The 19,643-nt window shown below is 69.8% G+C and carries 15 protein-coding genes and 2 pseudogenes; 11 read left to right on the top strand and 6 right to left on the bottom strand.

Features of this window, described 5'->3' with window-relative positions; all coding sequences use genetic code 11:
• Positions 1–11: 11 nt before the first annotated feature.
• From OHB13_RS02220 to OHB13_RS02210, 3 genes are read right to left on the bottom strand one after another with little or no spacing between them, the layout of a single operon-like run.
• The gene (locus OHB13_RS02220) at positions 12–965 is read right to left on the bottom strand and encodes a carbohydrate ABC transporter permease (protein ID WP_328375164.1); all 954 of its coding nucleotides are present in this window, start codon (positions 963–965) and stop codon (positions 12–14) included.
• Positions 952–1,917 (bottom strand): carbohydrate ABC transporter permease, encoded by a 966-nt coding sequence (locus OHB13_RS02215; RefSeq protein ID WP_266859835.1) that lies wholly within the window; start codon positions 1,915–1,917, stop codon positions 952–954. The genes OHB13_RS02220 and OHB13_RS02215 overlap by 14 nt, the downstream gene beginning before the upstream one ends.
• Positions 1,918–1,929: 12 nt before the next feature.
• Positions 1,930–3,195: an extracellular solute-binding protein gene (locus OHB13_RS02210; protein ID WP_266859837.1), complete on the bottom strand. Its 1,266-nt coding sequence runs from the start codon at positions 3,193–3,195 to the stop codon at positions 1,930–1,932.
• 248 nt (positions 3,196–3,443) lie between these two features.
• Between OHB13_RS02210 and OHB13_RS02205 the strand changes: the two genes are divergently transcribed.
• The 9 genes and pseudogenes from OHB13_RS02205 to pgm all read left to right on the top strand — a co-directional run bounded on the left by OHB13_RS02205 (position 3,444) and on the right by pgm (position 13,435).
• Entirely contained in the window at positions 3,444–4,535 is a 1,092-nt protein-coding gene (locus OHB13_RS02205) for a LacI family DNA-binding transcriptional regulator (RefSeq protein WP_328375162.1), read from the top strand.
• A 235-nt stretch (positions 4,536–4,770) separates the two neighbouring features.
• Positions 4,771–5,589, top strand: a complete 819-nt coding sequence (locus OHB13_RS02200) for an ABC transporter substrate-binding protein (RefSeq protein ID WP_328375160.1) — start codon at positions 4,771–4,773, stop codon at positions 5,587–5,589.
• 1 nt (position 5,590) lies between these two features.
• Positions 5,591–6,577, top strand: a complete 987-nt coding sequence (locus OHB13_RS02195) for an amino acid ABC transporter permease (RefSeq protein WP_328375158.1) — start codon at positions 5,591–5,593, stop codon at positions 6,575–6,577.
• Positions 6,574–7,344: an amino acid ABC transporter ATP-binding protein gene (locus OHB13_RS02190; RefSeq protein WP_328375156.1), complete on the top strand. Its 771-nt coding sequence runs from the start codon at positions 6,574–6,576 to the stop codon at positions 7,342–7,344. The genes OHB13_RS02195 and OHB13_RS02190 overlap by 4 nt, the downstream gene beginning before the upstream one ends.
• Positions 7,344–8,588, top strand: a complete 1,245-nt coding sequence (locus OHB13_RS02185) for a M20/M25/M40 family metallo-hydrolase (protein ID WP_328375154.1) — start codon at positions 7,344–7,346, stop codon at positions 8,586–8,588. The genes OHB13_RS02190 and OHB13_RS02185 overlap by 1 nt, the downstream gene beginning before the upstream one ends.
• Before the next feature lie 102 nt (positions 8,589–8,690).
• Positions 8,691–9,611, top strand: coding sequence for a MurR/RpiR family transcriptional regulator (locus OHB13_RS02180; protein WP_328375152.1), 921 nt, complete (start codon positions 8,691–8,693; stop codon positions 9,609–9,611).
• Positions 9,611–10,378: a class I SAM-dependent methyltransferase gene (locus OHB13_RS02175; RefSeq protein WP_328375151.1), complete on the top strand. Its 768-nt coding sequence runs from the start codon at positions 9,611–9,613 to the stop codon at positions 10,376–10,378. Before OHB13_RS02180 ends, OHB13_RS02175 begins: the two co-directional genes overlap by 1 nt.
• A 167-nt stretch (positions 10,379–10,545) precedes the next feature.
• Positions 10,546–11,607, top strand: a pseudogene (locus OHB13_RS02170) (chitinase); the annotation flags it as partial.
• A gap of 187 nt (positions 11,608–11,794) precedes the next feature.
• A complete protein-coding gene (gene pgm / locus OHB13_RS02165) occupies positions 11,795–13,435 on the top strand; it encodes a phosphoglucomutase (alpha-D-glucose-1,6-bisphosphate-dependent) (RefSeq protein ID WP_328375149.1) in 1,641 nt (546 codons plus the stop codon).
• 32 nt (positions 13,436–13,467) lie between these two features.
• Here the strand turns inward: pgm and rho are convergent, their stop codons facing one another.
• Entirely contained in the window at positions 13,468–14,616 is a 1,149-nt protein-coding gene (gene rho, locus OHB13_RS02160; protein ID WP_328375147.1) for a transcription termination factor Rho, read from the bottom strand.
• Between the two features lie 435 nt (positions 14,617–15,051).
• On the opposite strand from rho, the gene OHB13_RS02155 reads away from it, so the two are divergent.
• Positions 15,052–15,549, top strand: a complete 498-nt coding sequence (locus tag OHB13_RS02155; RefSeq protein ID WP_328380197.1) for a DUF5709 domain-containing protein — start codon at positions 15,052–15,054, stop codon at positions 15,547–15,549.
• A 58-nt stretch (positions 15,550–15,607) separates the two neighbouring features.
• Here the strand turns inward: OHB13_RS02155 and OHB13_RS02150 are convergent, their stop codons facing one another.
• Positions 15,608–16,747: a baeRF3 domain-containing protein gene (locus OHB13_RS02150; RefSeq protein ID WP_328375145.1), complete on the bottom strand. Its 1,140-nt coding sequence runs from the start codon at positions 16,745–16,747 to the stop codon at positions 15,608–15,610.
• Positions 16,748–16,844: 97 nt separating this feature from the next.
• Here OHB13_RS02150 and glsA point away from each other — a divergent pair, with 97 nt between their 5' ends.
• Positions 16,845–18,167: a glutaminase A gene (glsA, locus tag OHB13_RS02145; protein WP_328375143.1), complete on the top strand. Its 1,323-nt coding sequence runs from the start codon at positions 16,845–16,847 to the stop codon at positions 18,165–18,167.
• A gap of 163 nt (positions 18,168–18,330) precedes the next feature.
• On the opposite strand, the pseudogene OHB13_RS02140 reads toward glsA, so the two are convergent.
• A pseudogene (locus OHB13_RS02140) lies at positions 18,331–19,224 on the bottom strand (glycoside hydrolase family 16 protein); the annotation flags it as partial.
• Between the last annotated feature and the right edge of the window lie 419 nt (positions 19,225–19,643).

Here is a 19,643-nt window from a genome sequence, read left to right as displayed (position 1 = left end):
TCTGGAGCCGGTCACTTGAGACCGGCGGTTGCGAAGCCCTGCACGAAATAGCGCTGGCCGATGAGGAAGAGGACGACCATGGGGAGAGTGGCCAGGGTGGTGCCGGCCATCAGGTACTGCCACTGGGTGCCGTTCTCGGTCTTGAAGACGGAGAGCCCCACCTGGATCACCCGCAGGTTGTCGCTGCGGGTCACCAGCAGCGGCCAGAGGAAGTTGTTCCACGAAGCCTCGAAGGTGAGCAGCGCGACGGTGGTGAGCGCCGGCTTGACCTGCGGTGTCATGATGCGGGCGTAGATCCGGAACTCGCCGAGCCCGTCGAGTCTGGCCGCCTCCTCCAGCTCGACCGGCAGATCGAGATAGAACTGGCGGAAGAGGAAGACCGCGAACGGGGTGACGGCGCCGGGCACGATCAGCGCCCACCAGGTGTCCAGCCAGCCGCTGCCGCCCTGGCCGAAGAGGTCGTTCCCGCCGGCCAGTGGCATGAAGCGGACGATCAGGAACTCGGGCAGCACCTTGGTGTACGTCGGGATCATCAGCGCGGCGACGAAGAGGTAGAAGATGACCTCGCTTCCGCGGAACCTGATGCGGGCCAGCGAGTACCCGGCCATCGAGGCCACCACCACGTTGATCAGTGTATGGCTGATGGCGATGACGAAGCTGTTCCGGGCGTACGTGGCGAACGGCGCGGCCTTCAGCGCCTCCGCGTAGTTGCTGAACCGCCAGTGCTGCGGCAGGAGTTCGGTGTGGGTCGAGGCGATCTCCACCGGGGTCTTCAGGGAGGTGAGCACCATCCAGACGAACGGCACCACCATCAGCAGGGAGACCACGGCCAGCGTCACATGGAGGGCCACCCGGCCGGGGGCCACCGGCGCGCGGTCGGGCCTCGGCTCACGGCCGGGGCTCGACTCACGGTTGGGCCCCTGCTTGCGGCCGGGCCCCTGCTTGCGGAGTTCAGCTGTGGCCACGGGTGCCTCCCATGATCCGCCGGTTGACCAGGGTGAAACCCATCAGCAGGACGAAGAGCACCAGCGACTGCGCGCAGGCGTATCCGACGCGGAACTCCCGGAAGGCGGACTTGTAGATCTCGTACGTCATCATCGTGGTGCTGTTGGCGGGGCCGCCGTCGGTGAGGATGTAGATCTGGTCGAAGGACTGGAACGCGTTGATCATCGAGGTGATGAGGACGAAGAACGTCGCGGGTTTGAGCAGCGGCAGGGTGATCGAGAAGAACTGCCGCGTCCTGGAGGCGCCGTCCACCGAAGCCGCCTCGTACAGCTCCTTCGGCAGGGTCTGCAGCGCGGCCAGATAGATCAGCATCTTCATGCCGATGCCCTGCCAGATGCCAACGAGGATGACCGAGGGCATCGCCCAGGACGTCGACGACAGCCAGGCCGGGCCGCTGATCCCGGCGAACGAGAGCAGCGTGTTGAACAGGCCGTTTCCCGGGTTGTAGATCCACAGCCAGACCAGGGCGATGGCGACGGTCGCCGTCACCTGCGGCAGGAAGACCGCAGTGCGGAACAGACCGCGCGCCTTGAGCCCGGTGTGCAGGGCCAGGGCCAGCAGCAGCCCCAGCACCATGCCGAACGGCACGGTGAAGAAGGTGTAGACGACCGTGTTGGCAATGGACTTGCGGAAGACCTCGTCGCCCAGCATCTCCCGGAAGTTGTCCAGGCCCACGAAGCGCGGCGCGGTCAGCACGTCGTACTTGGTGAAGGCCAGCACCACCGAGGCGAGTACCGGCAGACCGATCCAGAGCGAGGCGTGCAGCAGCGCGGGCGCCACCATCAGCATTCCGGCGCGGCGGCGTCTGCGGCCGGGGCCCGCCGGGGTGCGACGGGTGCGTACGGGGGTGGTGTTGCCGGGAGGGGAGGGCGGCCGGGCGGGCCGGGCCTTGAGTACGGATGGTGCTCCCACAGTGACGGGTCCTCACATCCGGCCGATGGCGGCTTCGGCGAGCCGGCCGAGTTCCGCGATGGCGTCCTTCGCGGACTGGCCGCCCACGATGGCGGGTTCCAGCGTCGGCTTGATCTTTTCGCGGATCTCCATCCAGGCCGCGGTGCCGCCCTCGGAGCAGGCGGCGCTCATGTTCCGGAGGGAGATGTCGACGAACTTGTTCTGCTTGACGTAGCCGGTGTTGTTGAGATCGCTGAGTCCGGGGACCGAGCCGCGCTGTTCGGCGGCGCCGAGGATGGACGCGGGCGTGGCGAGGTACTCGACCAGGGCACGGGCCGCGGCGGGCTGCTTGGAGCTCGCCGACTGGGTGACGAGGGTGCCACCCTGGAGCATCGCGGGTTTCCGGTTGGCGAGGACGAACGCGCCGACCTTGTCGTCCTTGATGAGCTCGGGGTTCTGCGTTTCGAGCTGCTTCCAGAGGGCGCTGCTCGTCATCATCATCGACGCCTTGCCGGTCTGGACGTTCGACGGGGAGCCCTCGGCGGTCTTCTTCGTGTAGTCCACCGAACCGTCGGCGATCAGGTCCTTGAAGAACTGGAGGGCCCCGACCCCGCGTGCGTCGGTGAACCGTGGCTCCTTGCCGTCGGCGCTGAACAGCGAGCCGCCGTTGGCGTAGAGGAAGGTCTCCCAGCACTGCCGCAGCTCGATGGAGAACGGGTCGAAGCCGATCCGGCCCTGCTTCGTCAACTGCTTGGCCACCGCCCGCAGTTCCGCCCAGTTCGCGGGTGTCTTCCTGATGCCTGCCGCGGCGAAGTGATCCTTGCGGTAGACGACGATCCGGGTGTCGAGGACGACCGGCAGCGCGTACAGCTTCCCGTCGTAGCGGGACGGCTCAAGCACCCGCTTCTCGTAGTCGTGTGCGGTGGCCAGCTTCTCGGGCAGCGGGGCGATCGCCTTCTTGGCGGCGAACGGTGGGATCCAGCCGACGCCCATCATCAGGACGTCCGCCAGCAGTCCGCCCGCGAGGCCGGTGGTGATCTTCTCGTTGAGCTGGGTGTACGTGGTGTAGTCCACGTTGACCTTGACGTGCGGGTACTTCTTGCGGAACCCGCCCAGGATCTTCTGCTCCAGCAGCTGTTTGCCGTCGGAGCCTTCGTAGATCGGGGTGAGGAGAGTGATCTCGCCCTCGGCGGGACCGTTGGCCGAGCCCGCCGCTGTGGTGCCGGCGCCGCAACCGGTGAGGGCGACGGCGGTCCCCGCGCCGATGGCTGTGAGCATCGACCGTCTGCTGAGTTCCATGGGGCACCCCTTTTGAGGTGAAGGTGGTGGATCGATCCAGTGCGTGGCACCAAGCGGATGTGCGTAGCACCCAAGCGGATGGCTGAGATGTGCTTGTAAATCGATGCACTGAGACTAGGAACGCCTCTGGAACGACGTCAACAGCTGGTACGCAAGAATTTTTCGGAGAAGTTAACGGATGTATCGGTGAAGAGAGTTCAGTAAATCGGTACACTAATCTCGCTAGTGCGGTCCGAACCGGAGGTGGCATGAGCCAGGTAACGATCCATCAGGTCGCGGAGGCCGCGGGGGTCTCCGCAAGTACGGTCTCCAACGTCCTCAATGGGCGTACGGACCGGATGCAGGCGGCCACGCTCGCCCGGGTCGAGCAGGCGATCGAGCAGCTCAGCTACCGGCCCAACAGGGCGGCCCGGATGCTGCGCACCGGCCGGATCAAGGTCATCGGCCTCATCGTGCCGTCCGTGGCCAACCCCTTCTGGGGTTCGCTCGCCCGGGAGTTGGAGGCCATCGCGCTCGCCGAGGGCTACCACGTGCTGCTCTGCAACAGCGAGCGCGATCCGGCCCGCGAGCTGAAGTACGGCGAGGAACTGCTGGCCGACGGGGTGAGCGGGGTCGTCCTCTGCTCCTCGCTGCCCACGCTCGACCACGTCACCCCGCTGCTCAGCCGCGGGCTGAAGATGGTCGCCTTCGACCGCACCGCGCAGGCCGGCGACCCGCCGTCGCTGGCCAGCATCAGCGTGGACAACGCCATGGGTGCCGAGCTGGCCACCCGTCATCTGATCGAACTCGGCCACCGCAGGCTGGCGTTCGTCTCCGGTTCCGTGCACAGCGTCAACCGCCGGGAGCGGCTGCGCGGGTTCCACGCCGCGCTGGAGGCGGCAGGGCTCGACCCGCGGGACGCGGTGGTCTGGCCGGGCGCGGTCACCACGGAGTTCGGTGACAAGGACGCGGCCGAGCTGGGCCGGAACGCCGCGCGGGAGCTGCTGACCGGGGACCGGCCGCCCACCGCGTTCGTCGCCATCAACGACATGTGTGCGATCGGGATCTGCCGGGGCGCCAAGGACGCGGGGCACAGGGCGGGGCAGGACGTCTCGGTGGTCGGCTTCGACGACATTTTGCTCGCCGACCTCTTCGAACCGCCGCTGACCACCGTGCGCCAGCCGCTGCCGGAGATGGCGGCCGAGACCTTCCAGCAGCTGCGGGCCTGCATCGAATCCGCGCCCGCGGCCGGCCGGTCCCTGCTGATCCGGCCGCGCCTGGTGGTGCGGGAGTCCACCGCACCGGTACGCAGCGGACGGTCCGGCCGGGTGGCGCGACGTGAGCCCGTTACCGGGATGTAATAGAAATTACAGTAGAGCAATAATTACATGAGTGTGTAACGTGCCAGATGCCATCCGGCGGTGAACCCACCGCACGGGACATCCGTGGGAGGCATCTGTGTTGCACACCCGCTCATTCCGTCGCGCAGCAGCGGCAACCGCACTGTCCATTTCGTCGGCCATCTCGCTGTCCGCGTGCGGAGAGCACACGGACAGCGGGGGAGCGGCCCAGCCGGCCACCGCGAACATCGCCGGTGTGCATGTGACGCGCGACGCGGCACTGCACGCCGCTCTGCCCGAGCCGGTCAGGTCCTCCGGAACGGTCCGGGTCGCCACCGACGCGCCGTACGCGCCGTTCGTCATGTTCGTGACCGACGGCGAGCCCGCGCTCACCGGCATCGACTACGACCTCGGGCAGGCAATCGGCGCCAAACTCGGCGTGCGATTCGCCTTCACACCACAGAAGTTCGACGGCATCGTGCCCGCCATCCAGGCGGGCAAGTTCGATGTGGTGATGTCGGCGATGACCGACAGCGAGGCGCGCCGGCGGGTCCTCGACTTCGTGGACTACTCCGTTTCCGGCTCCGGGATTCTCGTCACCAGGGGAAACCCGCACAGGATCGCCCGCCTGGACGACCTCTGCGGCAGAAAGGTGGGTGTGGAGGCCGCGGCCCACCAACTGGACGTGCTCAAGGCGCATCAGTCCGCGTGTGCCCATATCGGCAGGGCCCCCATCGCGATCCAGAGCTTCCCCAAGGACTCCGACGCGCAACTCGCCCTGCGCTCCGGGAAGGTCGCCGCCGATCTGCTGACGGAACCCGCGGCCGGGTGGACGGCGCGGACCGCCGACGGGGGCCACACCTTCGCACTCGTCAAGGACCCGGCGCACGGCGCGGGTTACGACGCCACCCCCAACGGCATCGGCGTCACCCAACGGCTTCCCCGGCTGACCGGCGCGATCCGGAAGGCCCTGCGGGAACTGATCGGCGACGGCACACTCAGGAAGATCTGCGCGAAGTACGGTGCAGCCTCCATCGCCGTGAAGGACGCGACCAGCAACCCGGCGGTGTCCTGATATGCATGCCACCACACCCTCGGGAGCCACGCAGGGCAGCGCCACGACCGTGGCACCGCCCGTGCCGCAGAGCCTCACCGTCGTACCGGTCCGCCACTGGGGCCGCTGGATCGCCGCCGCGGTCGCGGCCGTCGCTCTCGCCGGACTGATCGGTTCGCTGGCCGGAAACAGCAACCTGCACTGGCCCGTCGTCGGACGCTACGTCTTCAACGGCCTGGTCTTCCGCGGTCTGGCCACCACACTCTGGCTCACGGCTGCCGCCATGGCGCTCGGCCTCGGCCTCGGTGTCCTCGTGGCCGTGCTCCGCCTGTCGCACAACCCGGTCCTGAGCACCCTGTCGACCTCGTTCGTCTGGTTCTTCCGGAGTACCCCCCTCCTGGTCCAGATCATCTTCTGGGGATACGCGGGCGCGCTCTACCACCACGTACTGATCGGCGTCCCGTACACCCACATCACCTTCCTCAGGGCGGACACCAACTCACTGCTCACCCCGGCGGTGGCGGCGCTGCTGGCCCTGGGGCTGAACGAGGCCGCGTACATCAGCGAGATCGTCCGGGCCGGCATCCAGTCCGTCGATCCGGGGCAGGCCGAGGCAGCCCACTCGCTGGGGATGGGGCCCGCCCTGACCACCCGGCGCATCGTGCTGCCCCAGGCCATGCGAGTGATCATTCCGCCACTGGGCAACGAGACGATCAACATGCTCAAGATGACCGCTCTGGTCTCCGTGATCTCGGCGCACGACCTGATGTCCAACATCCAGGACGTGTACGCCCAGAACTACCAGGTCATGCCGATGCTCGTGGTCGCAGCCATCTGGTACCTGATCCTGGTCACCGCGCTCAGCCTGCCGCAGGCCTGGCTGGAGCGACGGTACGGCCGCGGCGCGACGGTACCGGCCGCCGGTCCCGTGAAGCGCCTGGTGACGGGCGCCTTCCTGCGCATCGCCCGGCCCGGCCCCCGACCCGACGAACCGGACATGGAGCGATGACTGTGGTAACACCGATGGTGCACGCCGACGGCGTACGCAAGAGTTTCGGGAAGGCCGCCGTGCTGCGGGGCATCGACCTCACCGTGGAACGCGGCCAGGTCTGCTGTCTGCTGGGCCCCTCCGGTTCGGGGAAGTCGACCTTCCTGCGCTGCATCAACCACCTGGAGAAGCTCGACGCCGGCACACTGACCGTCGACGGAGCCCCGGTGGGCTATCGCCAACAGGGCAGCAGGCTGCACGAACTGAGGGAGCGTGAAGTCGCCCTCAGGCGGCGGCATATCGGGATGGTCTTCCAGAGGTTCAATCTCTTCCCGCACATGACGGCGGTGCAGAACGTGATGGAGGCCCCCGTGAGAGTGGCCGGCGTCCCGAGGGCCGCGGCGCACACCGATGCGCTGCGCCTCCTCGACCGGGTCGGCCTCGCCGACCGCGCCGACTGCTATCCCTCCCGGCTCTCGGGTGGGCAGCAGCAGCGTGTGGCGATCGCCAGGGCGCTGGCGATGCGGCCGGAACTGATGCTCTTCGACGAGCCCACGTCGGCACTGGATCCCGAACTGGTCGGCGATGTACTCGACGTCATGCGTCAACTCGCGGCGGACGGCATGACGATGATCGTCGTCACCCACGAGATCGGTTTCGCCCGGGAAGTCGCCGACACCGCCGTCTTCATGGACGGCGGGGTCGTGGTCGAGTCGGGAGATCCGCGGCAGGTGCTCGGCGAGCCCCGGCACGAGCGCACCCGCGCCTTCCTTTCGAAGGTCCTGTGATGGCCCGCGTACGGCAGCACGGCACGGCTGCCCACGCCGCTTCCCTCCTGCTGCCCGACGCCGTCGCCCGTCAGGACCGGTACCTGGCCGATCTGGCACACCTCGTGTCGATCGACTCCGGCTCCTACACCCCCGCGGGAGTCAACCGGGTCGCGACCTGGACCGTTCGCCGGCTGGCGGCCATGGGATTCGAGACGGACCGGATACCGGTCACCGTCGACCGCGCCCATGGCGCTGACCGCCCCGGTCCGGAGTGCGGTGATCTGGTTGTGGGACGACTGCACGGCCGCCTCCCGGTGGAAGAGGGCGGGCGGCGCATCCTGCTGGCCGGGCACATGGACACCGTCTTCGAGGAAGGAACCGCGGCGGAGCGGCCCTTCGCCGTGGACGACGGATTCGCCCGCGGCCCCGGATGCAGCGACGACAAGGGCGGCCTGCTGGCCGGTCTCGCCGCGGTCGAACTCCTGGTGCACCGGCGGATGCTGGATTTCGCCGAGATCGTCTTCCTCGCCACCCCCGACGAGGAGATCGGTTCCCCGGCAAGCCGGCCCGTGACGGCCTCGCTCTGTGCGGGCATCGACTACGGTCTCGGCCTGGAGTGCGCGCGGGAGAACGGTGACCTGGTCATCGCCCGCAAGGGTGTGGTGGACCTCCTCGTCACCGTCACAGGGCGGGCGGCCCACGCCGGTATCGAACCGGAACGCGGCGCGAACGCCGCGCTGGCCGCCGCGCACCTTCTCATCGACTGCCAGCGGCTGAACGGACGCTGGAGCGACGTGACCGTCAATGTGGGGATGGTCAGGGCGGGCAGCCGTATCAACATCGTCTGTCCCGAAGCCGAGTTGCACGTGGAGATACGGTCGTCGACCGCCGAGGGCATCCGGTGTGCGAAGGAGGCGGTCGCAGCCGCCGCTGCCCGGCTGTCCGTGCCGGGCACCACCGCGACCGTACGGCAGACCGACAGCTGTCCGCCGATGGAGGACACCGCGCGGGCCCGCGTCATGCTCGGACAGGCGCGGGAGGCGGCGGAGGCTCTGGGAATCGGTCTGGGAGCCGCTGCCACCGGCGGTGTCGGTGACGCCAACACCATCGCCGGAACCGGAGTACCCGTCCTCGACGGTCTCGGCCCGGTCGGCGGTGGCGATCACAGCCCGGACGAGTGGCTCGACGTCAGCACGGTGCCCGTCAGGACCGCCCTGCTGGGTGCCCTGATCGTGGCGCTCGGGGACGCGCGGAGCGGCTGACCGGCCTCGCGGAGCGGGCCGCCGGCGGGCGGCCCGCCCACGCGATGTCACGGGGAGCGGCCCGCCTGCGTAATCTGAAGCCTCTGAAAGGTGGCGTGGTCCATGTCCTCACTTGCCGAAGAGATCCGGCACAGACTCGGCGACCTGAGTCCCGCCGAGCGCAAGGTGGCCCGGGTACTCCTCGCGGGCTACCCGTCGGCGGGCTTCGAGACCGTGGCCACACTCGCCGAACGGGCCGGGGTGAGCGCCCCCACCGTGATCCGCTTCGTCAACAGGCTCGGATACAAGGGGTTCCCCGGCTTCCAGGCAGCGCTCCGCGACGAGCTGGAGGAACGCAGCGCCTCGCCGCTGGAGCTGTACAGCACGCGCGGATACGGCAGTGGTCCGCTCCTCCCGCAGCCGGGCGACGCACCGGACGAGGGAGCGCGGGAACAGGAGGAGGAGCAGGGAGAGGGCGAACGGGAACAGGACGTGTTCAGCGCGGCGGTGGCCCGTACGCTGCGCGAACTGCCGCCGCACGACCTGCGGGCCGCGGTCGGTCTGCTCAGCCATCCCAAGCACCGTGTCGTCCTCGTCGGCGGCCGGTTCACGCATCTGCTGGCCCAGTACCTGGCTCTGCACCTGATGCAGCTGCGCGACGATGTGGTGCTCCTGCCCGACCGTGACGTGGAGCGGACCGCCGTGCTCGCTGGACTCGGCAAACAGGACGTCCTCGTCGTCTTCGACTACCGCCGCTACGAACCGGACAAGAGCGTCATCGGTGAGATGGCACGGCGGCGCGGCAGCAAGATCGTGCTCTTCACCGACACCTGGCTCTCCCCGGTGACCAACGTCGCCGATGTCGTCCTGCCGAGCCAGGTGGCCGCCCCCTCTCCGTACGACAGCCTGGTGCCGACGCTGGCCACGGTGGAGACGGTCCTCGCTGGGGTGCTCGGACAGCTGGGCGAGGCGGGACGCAGCCATCTCGCGCACAGCGAGGCGGTGGCCCGGCAGGCAGGGCTCCAGCCGGAAGGGGGCAGCTGATGGCTTCCCGGGTCAGGGCCGCGCTCTCGGGCCTGCGGCGGCCGTTCGCCCCGCAGGGTCCGACCCTCCGGGAGCTGACCGTGCAGGCGCTCTCCTCGATCGAGCGGGGTTACGACCTGCTGGCACCGAAGTTCGACCAGACCCCGTTCCGTACGCCCGACCGCGTCCTGGACGCGGTCGGCGGCGCACTGCGCCCGCTCGGCCCGTTCGGGGCGGGGCTCGATGTCTGCTGCGGGACGGGAGCGGGCACCCAGGTGCTGCGCTCGCTCTGCACGGAGCGCGTCACCGGGGTGGACTTCAGCGCCGGGATGCTGGCCGCCGCCCGCCGGGCGGAGGCGGGTGCCGCCGTACCGGTGGCCGAGTGGGTACGCGCCGACGCCCGGGACCTGCCGTTCCGGAGCGCCTTCGACCTGGCCGTGAGTTTCGGCGCTTTCGGCCACTTCCTGCCCGCTGAACGCCCCGGCCTGTTTGCCGGGGTCCACCGGGCGCTGCGGCCCGGCGGAGTCTTCGCCTTCCCCATCGGGGCGCCGCAGTCCTTCCGTGACCCGCTGTACTGGACGCTGCTCGGCTTCGACTCGGTGATGCGGGTGCGGAATCTGGTGTGGCGGCCGCGGTTCGTCATGTACTACCGGACGTTCCCGCTGGGCGCGGTGCGGGACGATCTGACCCGGGCCGGATTCTCGGTGGAGCTGCTGCCGCTGGAGGAGTTCGGCCGGAGGCCGGACGGCAGCCCGCGCTGGCGCCTCGTGGTGGCCCGGCGGATGTGACCGGGGCGCGCCGTAGCGACCTGACACATCATCAACTCCACTCTCCAGTAGGGGGGGGTACAGGGCAAACACTCAGGAACGAACTGGTCTGGACCCTTGACGTCATGATGGTCCAGACCAATCATGGGGCCCGGTCCGCCTGTTGTCCCACCCCACTGGGAGCCCCCATGAGACTGATGAGATCCGTTCGCGCCCTGCTGACCACCCTGGCGACCGCCGCGGCCTCCGCCGGGATGGTCCTGACCGGAAGCGGCGCGGCGCACGCGGCCGCGACCCCCCTGCCCGCGCACGTCTTCGCCCCGTACTTCGAGGCGTACAACGGCGACAGCCTCGCGGACCTCTCGCAGCAGTCCGGCGCCAAGTACCTGACCATGGCCTTCCTCCAGTCCGACGCGCAGGGTTCCTGCACGCCCTACTGGAACGGCGACACGGGCCGGCCGGTGTCCTCGTCCGTGTACGGAGCGGACATCACGACGATGCGCTCGCGCGGCGGCGACGTGATCCCGTCCTTCGGCGGGTACGCGGCGGACGACGGCGGCACCGAGATCGCCGACAGCTGCACCAGTGTGGACTCCATCGCCGCGGCGTACGAGAAGGTCATCACGACCTATGACGTCTCGCGTCTCGACATGGACGTCGAGGACAACTCGCTGACCAACAAGGCGGGCATCGACCGCCGCAACCAGGCGATCAAGAAGGTGCAGGACTGGGCGGCGGCCAACGGCCGCCCGGTGCAGGTCTCCTACACGCTGCCCACCACCACGAGCGGCCTCGCGAGCAGCGGGCTCGCCGTGTTGAAGAGCGCGAACACCTACGGTGCCAAGGTCGACGTCGTCAACCTCATGACGTTCGACTACTACGACAACGCCACCCACAACATGGCGGACGACACCCGGACCGCGACCAGCGGTCTGGAGAAGCAGCTCGCCTCGCTGTACCCGTCGAAGACCGAGGCGCAGCTCTGGGGGATGATCGGCGTCACCGAGATGCCGGGCATCGACGACTTCGGGGCCGCCGAGACGTTCACCACGGCCGACGCGGCCTCCGTCTACGACTGGGCCACCACCAAGGGGCTCAGCACCCTCTCGTTCTGGGCGCTGCAGCGCGACAACGGCGGATGCCCCGGGACGGGTGGCTCCGACACCTGCTCCGGTATCGCACAGGACACGTGGTACTTCAGCCACACCTTCGCCCCCTTCTCCGGCGCTGGCAGCGCGCGGGGGAGCGACGGCGTTCCGCTGAGATGAGATGACCTGAGCCGAGCCGCCCCGGGCCCGGCCGGTGGCCGAGGCGGATACCGCGCCCGTCACCGGCCGGGCCCGCCGCCGTACGGCGGGGCATCCGCCGAACACGCCGCAGACCCGTGAGGATGAGCTGACAAACTGATTCCGACGACCGATGTGGAGGAGTGGGCAGATGGCGCACGAACGAGCGGGGCAGCCGGCGCGACCGGAGGACCTCACCGATGTCGCCCGGCTGGTGACCTCGTACTACGCGCTGCACCCGGACCCCGACGAGCCCGCCCAGCGCGTGGCGTTCGGCACCTCGGGGCACCGTGGCTCGTCCTTCGCCACCGCGTTCAACGAGGACCACATCGCCGCCACCAGTCAGGCGATCTGCGAGTACCGCGCACAGCAGGGGACCGACGGTCCGCTCTTCCTCGGCGCCGACACCCATGCGCTGTCCGAACCGGCCCGGGTCACCGCCGTCGAGGTGTTCGCGGCCAACGAGGTGACCCTGCTTGTCGACTCGGCCGACGGCTACACCCCGACCCCGGCCGTCTCGCACGCCATCCTCACGTACAACCGCGGCCGGACCTCGGGGCTCGCCGACGGTGTGGTGGTCACCCCCTCGCACAACCCGCCCGCCGACGGCGGGTTCAAGTACAACCCGCCGAGCGGCGGCCCGGCCGGATCCGACGCGACCGGCTGGATCCAGGACCGGGCCAACGAGATCATCGCCGCCGGTCTCAAGGACGTACGCCGGCTGCCGTACACCCGCGCGCTGGCCGCCTCCACGACCGGGCGCTACGACTTCCTCGGTACGTATGTGAGCGACCTGCCCGCCGTGCTGGACCTGGACGCCGTGCGCGCCGCCGGCCTGCGGATCGGCGCCGACCCGCTGGGCGGGGCATCCGTCGCGTACTGGGGCCGGATCGCCGAACAGCACCGCATCGACCTGACGGTGGTCAATCCGCTCGCCGACCCGACCTGGCGGTTCATGACCCTGGACTGGGACGGGAAGATCCGGATGGACTGCTCTTCGCCGTACGCGATGGCGTCGCTGATCGAGCGGTGTGACGAGTACCGGATCGCCACCGGCAACGATGCCGACGCCGACCGGCACGGCATCGTCACCCCGGACGCCGGGCTGATGAACCCCAACCACTATCTGGCCGCCGCGATCTCGTACCTGTTCACCCACCGGGAGCGGTGGCCCGCGGGCGCGGCCATCGGCAAGACGCTGGTCTCGTCGGGGATGATCGACCGGGTGGCGGCCGGCCTGGGCCGCGAACTGGTCGAAGTTCCGGTCGGGTTCAAGTGGTTCGTGGACGGCCTGGTGGACGGTTCGCTGGGCTTCGGCGGCGAGGAGTCGGCGGGAGCGTCGTTCCTGCGCCGCGACGGGTCGGTGTGGACCACCGACAAGGACGGCATCATCCTGGCCCTGCTCGCTTCCGAGATCCTCGCGGTCACCGGGAAGACCCCGTCCGAGCACTACACGGCGCTCACCGAGCGCTTCGGCGCGCCCGCCTACGCCAGGATCGACGCCCCTGCCGACCGTACGGAGAAGGCGGTGCTCGCCAGGCTCTCGCCCGGGCAGATCACCGCGGACACCCTGGCGGGGGAGCGGGTCACGGCGGTGCTCACCGAGGCACCCGGCAACGGCGCGGCCATCGGCGGCATCAAGGTGACCACGGAGAACGCCTGGTTCGCGGCCAGGCCGTCGGGTACCGAGGACGTCTACAAGATCTATGCCGAGTCCTTCCTGGGGGCCGGCCATCTCGGGCAGGTCCAGGAGGAGGCGAAGGCTGTCGTCTCGGCGGCCCTGGCCGGCTGAGGCTCCGCGGCGGGGGCCCGTGCGCCGGGAGATCAGGCGCCGGGGACCGTGCGGTGGATCTGGCGCAGGAAAGCGGCGTTGTCCGGCGTGTGCCGGATCTTGTCGAGCAGCGCTTCCAGCGTCGTCTGCCCGTCCCTGGAGCGCAGCGCCCGGCGCAGCCCCCGCACGACGGCCAACTCGCCCTCGGCGAGGAGCAGTTCCTCGTGCCGGGTGCCCGAAGGTGTGATGTCGACGGCCGGGAAGACGCGCTTGTCGGCCAGCGCGCGGTCCAGCCGGAGCTCCATGTTGCCGGTGCTCTTCAGCTCTTCGAAGAAGTAGTCGTCGGCGCGGGAGCCGGTGTCGACCAGTGCAGTGGCGAGGATGGTCAGCGATCCGCCCTCCTCGGCGAGGCGCGCGGCGCCGAAGAGCCGCTTGGGGCCCTGCACCGCCGCGGCGTCGACACCGCCCGACAGGGTCCGGCCGCCCGATGCGGCCGTGTTGTTGTGCGCCCGGCAGAGCCGGGTCAGGGAGTCGAGCAGGATGACGACGTCCTCGCCCTGTTCGACCAGGCGCTTGGCACGCTCCACCGCGAGGTCGGCGAGTGCGATGTGCTCCTTCGCCGGCCTGTCGAAGGTCGACGCGAGGACGTCGCCCCGTACGGAGCGGCGCATGTCGGTGACCTCCTCGGGGCGTTCGTCGAGCAGCACCACCATCAGATGGCACTCCGGGTGATTGGCCGCGACGGCGGCCGCGAGCTGCTGGAGCAGCACGGTCTTACCGGTCCTGGGCGGCGCGACGATCAGGCCGCGCTGCCCCTTGCCGATCGGGGCTATCAGGTCGATGAGGCGGGTCGCCGCGGCGCCGCCCGGCGTTTCGAGGCGCAGCCGCTCACGCGGGTGCAGAGGTGTCAGGTCGCGGAAGTGCCGGCGGCCCCGAAGGGCCTCGGGCGGGCGGCCGTTGACCCGGTCGACCCGGGCCGGGGCGCCGGGCCGTGCACAGGTTCCTTCGACGAAGTCGCCTGCACGCAGGCCGAACTGGCGAATCTGAGCGGCCGTCACCTGGACATCGTCGGGCGACGGGCGGGAGCCCGGCCCGGCGTGGGTGCGCAGCAGGCCGTGCCCCCGGCCGGTGACATCGAGGACGCCGGAGGCGGCGACGGACAGATCCTGCTGGACAGGAGGGCGTTCGAGTGTGGTGGTCATGGCGAGTCCTTTCGCGGGCATGCCGTCTCGGGGCATGCGGAGGAGAGACCCGGCGGGGGCGGTGTCGGCACGCCCCGTGCGACGGGCGGAAGAGCCCGGGCCGGGAGAGGTGGTGCTTGTGAGCCGGATCGCCGATCATGAGAAGAAAGGCGCAGCAGCAAGAGAACGCGATACGCGGTAAATGCGATAACTGGCACCGGCGCCCATCGAGGGGCGTACACAAGTGCTGATCGCACCGTACCACATATCCCGCACCGCGCCGCCGGCCCGTATCGGCCGGTACGGCTGCGGCCCCCGCTGGGCCGTCCGGGACCTGCGGCGTTGTCGTGGCACGGATATGCGAGCACGCTGGAAGGAAGGCAGGTCCTGCCGGGCGAGCGGCCCGGAGGCATGAACGGACGCACCGAGGGACGGACGGAGGAGCACACCGTGGCGATGGGAGCGGACGACGCCAGGGGTGACGACGTCTACCAGCCGGACGGCAGTGAAGTCACCGAGGACTCGGGCATTCTCGACCGCGAGGACACACTCAACGGCCGTGCCTCCGATCCGTACGACGAGGGCTGGTCCCCGCCGGAACGGCCGCTGGGCGTCTACCACGCGGGAACCACCCAGGGTGAGCAGGAGGCGGGCGAGACGCTGGACCAGCGCCTGGCCGAGGAGGTGCCCGACCCGGCGCTGCTCCGCGCATCGGGCGGCGACGGCATCGGCGACACGTCCGACAGCGACGGGGAGCCGCTGGACGATGAGGTGGGCGACGGCCGGTCGGGCCGACTGGTCGCCCCGGACGAAGGGGCGCACGAGGAGGCCGAGAAGGACATGCTCGCGGAGGACGTGGGCATCGACGGCGGCGCGTCATCCGCTGAGGAGGCCGCCGTGCACGTCGTCGGTGACCCGGCGGCGGCCGAAGGCGGCCGGCCGCCGGGCCAGTAGCGCGGACAGGGCCTGTAGCGCGGACCGCAGCCACGCGGTCAGTAGCGCCGCCACGCGGTCAGTAGCGCAGGTCGGCCGCGATGCGGTCGTGGTCGGCGAGCGTCCCGTCGGGGAGGAAGACGACCTCGGCCCCGGTGTCGAGGGCCAGCTCCACGAGCTCGTCGACGATGTCCTCACGGACGGCCTCGCCGTTGGAAGCGGGCGCCCCCGTTTCCTCCGGATCGACCGGGATCAGGTGGCCCTCCTTCACCCGTACGGTCCGCTGGAAGTTCTCCTCGACCGCCACCAGGGCGACGCGGCCCTCCCGTACCGACTCCCACACCTCGTCGAGGCCCGCGGCGAAGGTCCGCCTGCCGCGCGCGGCGTTCAGCCGGTCCGCCGTCCGTTCGGCCGTCTGCTCGCGGAATGCGCGCAGGCTCGGCTCCAGCTCCCTGTACAGCGCGGGTGCCGGGCCGTTCACCAGCCCGCCGGTGAGGACCTTGGCCACCGCGTGCCGGGTGGCGGTCCCCACGTCCTCCAGGAGACTCAGCGCGGGGGCCAGGCCCACCACGTAGAGCGGGCGGGGGGTCGCGGCGAGGACCGCGGCGAGCGCGCTGTCCACGTCACGGAGGAACCGCCGGGTCTCCTCGTCCTGGAACGTACTGGCCACGTCGCCGATGCGTTCCTCGCGCTGCACATCGGTCTGCAGCTCGTCGGGGGTGACCGGGAAGCTGTTGCCCGTGTGCTCGCGCACCGTCCCCTGCGACCCGTGCCAGAGCGTGGCACGGGTCGCGGCCACGACGAGCACCCAGTACGGGGTGGCCCGGGCCCGCGCGGCGACCAGGTTCCTGGTGAGATAGCTGTCGCTGATCACCACGCGCTCCGGAACCGCTCGCGGCAGTACCCAGCTCTGGTACGCGTCGGCACTCGCGAAGATCACCAGCCCGTCCAGGGAGTACCGCAGGTCGACGTCCGCGTGCGCCCGGTCGAGCTGGGCCCTGAGCCCGGCCCGCACCTCCCTCGGCAGTGGTTCGCCGGAGTCGTCGGTCCAGGTGTCGATCCGGTGGCCCGCCTCGGTCACGAGATTGCGCAGCCGTACCGCGTCCTGGGCGTTGTCCGGCTCGCGCCGGTGCGTCGGCATACTCACGGACACCACCGGACGGGGCTGCTTCTTGCGCAGGCTCTGCAGGACCGCAGGCGTCAGAGCGTTGGTTTCCATGACTCCCTTTCTGGTGCTGGTGCCCCTTCACGATCCACCAGCCGCCGCACGGCTGCATCCGGACGCGGCCCGCCCACATCCGTGATTAGCATGACGAATGGCGAAGGACAGCCCCGTACTCGACGTGGTGACGGAATCCCTTGCGGAGCTCCACGACCGGCTCGGCGCACTGCGGGACGGCGCGGTCGCCACCTACATCCCGCAGCTGGCGCTCGCGGACCCGGACACCTTCGGGCTCTCGCTGGTGAGCATGTACGGACACCGGTACCGGGCGGGCGACGCGGAACTGCCGTTCACCATCCAGTCGGTGTCGAAGCCGTTCGTGTACGCGCTCGTCCTCTCGCTGCTCGGCCTCGACGAGGTGACCCGGTGGGTGGGTACTGAGCCGAGCGGCGAGGGTTTCAGCGCCATCAGCCTGGAGCCGGACACGGGTCGGCCGGACAACGCGATGATCAACGCGGGGGCCATCGCCACCACCGCCCTGGTGCCGGGGCCCACCGACGCGGAGCGCTTCGAGCGCATCCTGGACTGTCTGAGCCGCTTCGCCGGCCGCCGGCTGGACGTCGACGAGACCGTGCACGCCTCCGAGGCGGAAACCGGTGACCGCAACCGCGCGCTCGCGTATCTGATGAGCAGCCTCGGGGCACTGCCCGGTCCGCCCTCGGTCGTGGACACCTACTTCAGACAGTGCGCGGTACGGGTCACCACCGGCGACCTCGCGGTGATGGCGGCGACCCTGGGCAACGGGGGCGTCAACCCGGTGACCGGCGAGACGGTGGTGTCCGAGACCGTCGCCTGCCAGGTCCTCGCGGTGATGGCGTCCTGCGGGATGTACGACGCGTCCGGTGCGTGGCTGCTGCGGGTGGGTCTGCCCGCGAAGAGCGGGGTGTCCGGCGGGCTCATCGCGGTGAGCCCGGCCCGGTTCGGGGTCGCCGTACACAGTCCGCCCCTCGACGCCACCGGCACTCCGGTGCGCGGTATCGAGGCGCTGCGGGAGCTGTCCGAGCGGTTCGGGCTGCATATGATGCGCCACCCCACGCTGTCCGCCCCCACCATCACCGAGGCGGACCACGGGACGCGGACGGGGCTGGTGGCCGCACAGGGCGCCCTGGACTTCACCGCGGCCGAACGGCTGCTGCACGGGCTGTCCGATGTGGTCCCGGAGTCCGGCGGCTGGGTGGTGCTCGACCTGCTCGACGTCACCAGCGTGGAACCCTCGGGCGCCTCGGTCGTGGCCTCCGCGCTGGCCCGGCTGGAGGGGGAGGGACACCGGGTGGCCGTCGTGGTCGATCCGCGCGCGCCGGGCGGAGCGAGACTGACGCCCTGGCGGCGGTTCCCGTCCCGTGAGGAGGCCGTCGCCTGGTGCGAGCGGGGGCGGTCCGCCGGGAGCGCGAACGACCCTCGTCCCGGGGCGGGCTGAGGAACTCAGGGCCGCTGCCGGCGCCGGACGAGCCGATCGGGGGCGGACCCGCGCAGTCTCGCGGATCCGCCCCCGCGGGTGTCTCAATGCGGGCAAGTCGCCGTGCTGTTGGTGTGCTGGTGCCGCCGTGTCCGAACGCAGCCGTGTCTCAGTGCTGCCGGGCTGTCCCGGCCGCTGGTGCGGTGTTGCTGGTGGTGACCTGCACGTCGTCGACGACCAGCTGCTGCGGGAAGGCGGTGCTGCCGTCCGGGTCGCCCGGCCAGTATCCGCCGACGGCCAGGTTGAGGATCAGGAAGAAGGGCTTGTTGAACACCCACTGGTTTCCGCCCACGTCGGCGGGCGTACGGGTCTGGTAGACGTTCCCGTCCACGGACCACTTGATGGAGTCGGGCGCCCAGTCGACGGCGAACGTGTGGAAGTCGTCGGAGAACGCCTGCCCGCCCGGGAGTGAATAGGGGGCGCCGATGCCGGCCGAGCCGGAGTAGCCCGGGCCGTGGATGGTGCCATGGACGGTCGACGGTTCGAAGCCGACGTTCTCCATCACATCGATCTCACCGGAGTTGGGCCAGCCGACCTGTCCGATGTCGTCACCCAGCATCCAGAACGCGGGCCACATGCCCTGCCCCTTGGGGATCTTCATCCGGGCCTCGACATGGCCGTACGCGGCCGAGAACTTGCCCGAGGTGTTCAGCCGTGCCGATGTGTACTCGCACGAGCCGTACCAGCACTGGTAGTTGTTCGGATTCTCCTTGCGTGCCGTGATGACCAGATGGCCCTGGCCGTCGAGCGCGGCGTTGGCGTTGCCCGGGGTGTAGTACTCGCGTTCGTGGTTGTCGACGTTGTCGCCGGTCTCCGTCTGCCACTTGCTGCCGTCGACGGCGGAGCCCGCCGGACCGTCGAAGGTGTCGGAGAAGGCTCCGCCGGCCGCCTTCACTGCCGGACGGCCGGCGGTGGAGGAGGGGTTGTCGGCGCTCGCGGTGGACGCGACGACCGGGGCGAGGAGCAGGGCTGAAGCGGTGGCGACGAGGAGCCGCCGGGTCAGGCGTGTGGAGGCCATGGTTCTCCCTTCCGGTGCACGGATCAGGTGCACTGAACGGGCATGTATGACATGGATATGACAGACATGCGCAACAAGGCCGCCCGGGGGAGCGCGGCGGCCGGGGTGGGGGGTGCGCGGTTCACTTCGAGATTTAAGAAGTGAACCAACCCGCTGTCAAGGCCTTGGTATGTACCACTCCGGGTAAAGGTGAATTCATGCCTGAACGCATGGAAGTGAAAAGGGATATGTGTCCGAGTTGCGTGTTCGAGAACTGAAAGGAGAGCGTGCCGGGAGGGCTTGACGATCCGTCCGGACCGGACCCCCGGAATTCACCAGGGCGACAGGGGCCGGGACCCCGTACGCCAACTGACCGGTGATCCACGGTGATTGGTTACGGGAGTGAAGCCCGGGGCGCCTGTGCGACCGGTGGCGCGGGG

It is taken from the genome of Streptomyces sp. NBC_00440 (assembly GCF_036014215.1).
Classification (GTDB): Bacteria; Actinomycetota; Actinomycetes; order Streptomycetales; family Streptomycetaceae; genus Streptomyces.
Note: the sequence above shows the minus strand (reverse complement) of the source record. Positions and strands in the feature narration are given on the sequence as shown.

What these genes read in the sequence shown, in the direction of transcription:
- OHB13_RS02175 (WP_328375151.1), top strand. Translation starts at nt 9,611, where the DNA reads ATGGCTTCCCGGGTCAGGGCCGCGCTCTCGGGCCTGCGGCGGCCGTTC.
- OHB13_RS02150 (WP_328375145.1), bottom strand. Translation starts at nt 16,747, where the DNA reads ATGGAAACCAACGCTCTGACGCCTGCGGTCCTGCAGAGCCTGCGCAAG.
- OHB13_RS02205 (WP_328375162.1), top strand. Translation starts at nt 3,444, where the DNA reads ATGAGCCAGGTAACGATCCATCAGGTCGCGGAGGCCGCGGGGGTCTCC.
- OHB13_RS02155 (WP_328380197.1), top strand. Translation starts at nt 15,052, where the DNA reads ATGGGAGCGGACGACGCCAGGGGTGACGACGTCTACCAGCCGGACGGC.
- OHB13_RS02210 (WP_266859837.1), bottom strand. Translation starts at nt 3,195, where the DNA reads ATGGAACTCAGCAGACGGTCGATGCTCACAGCCATCGGCGCGGGGACC.
- pgm (WP_328375149.1), top strand. Translation starts at nt 11,795, where the DNA reads ATGGCGCACGAACGAGCGGGGCAGCCGGCGCGACCGGAGGACCTCACC.
- glsA (WP_328375143.1), top strand. Translation starts at nt 16,845, where the DNA reads ATGGCGAAGGACAGCCCCGTACTCGACGTGGTGACGGAATCCCTTGCG.
- OHB13_RS02195 (WP_328375158.1), top strand. Translation starts at nt 5,591, where the DNA reads ATGCATGCCACCACACCCTCGGGAGCCACGCAGGGCAGCGCCACGACC.
- OHB13_RS02185 (WP_328375154.1), top strand. Translation starts at nt 7,344, where the DNA reads ATGGCCCGCGTACGGCAGCACGGCACGGCTGCCCACGCCGCTTCCCTC.
- rho (WP_328375147.1), bottom strand. Translation starts at nt 14,616, where the DNA reads ATGACCACCACACTCGAACGCCCTCCTGTCCAGCAGGATCTGTCCGTC.
- OHB13_RS02180 (WP_328375152.1), top strand. Translation starts at nt 8,691, where the DNA reads ATGTCCTCACTTGCCGAAGAGATCCGGCACAGACTCGGCGACCTGAGT.
- OHB13_RS02190 (WP_328375156.1), top strand. Translation starts at nt 6,574, where the DNA reads ATGACTGTGGTAACACCGATGGTGCACGCCGACGGCGTACGCAAGAGT.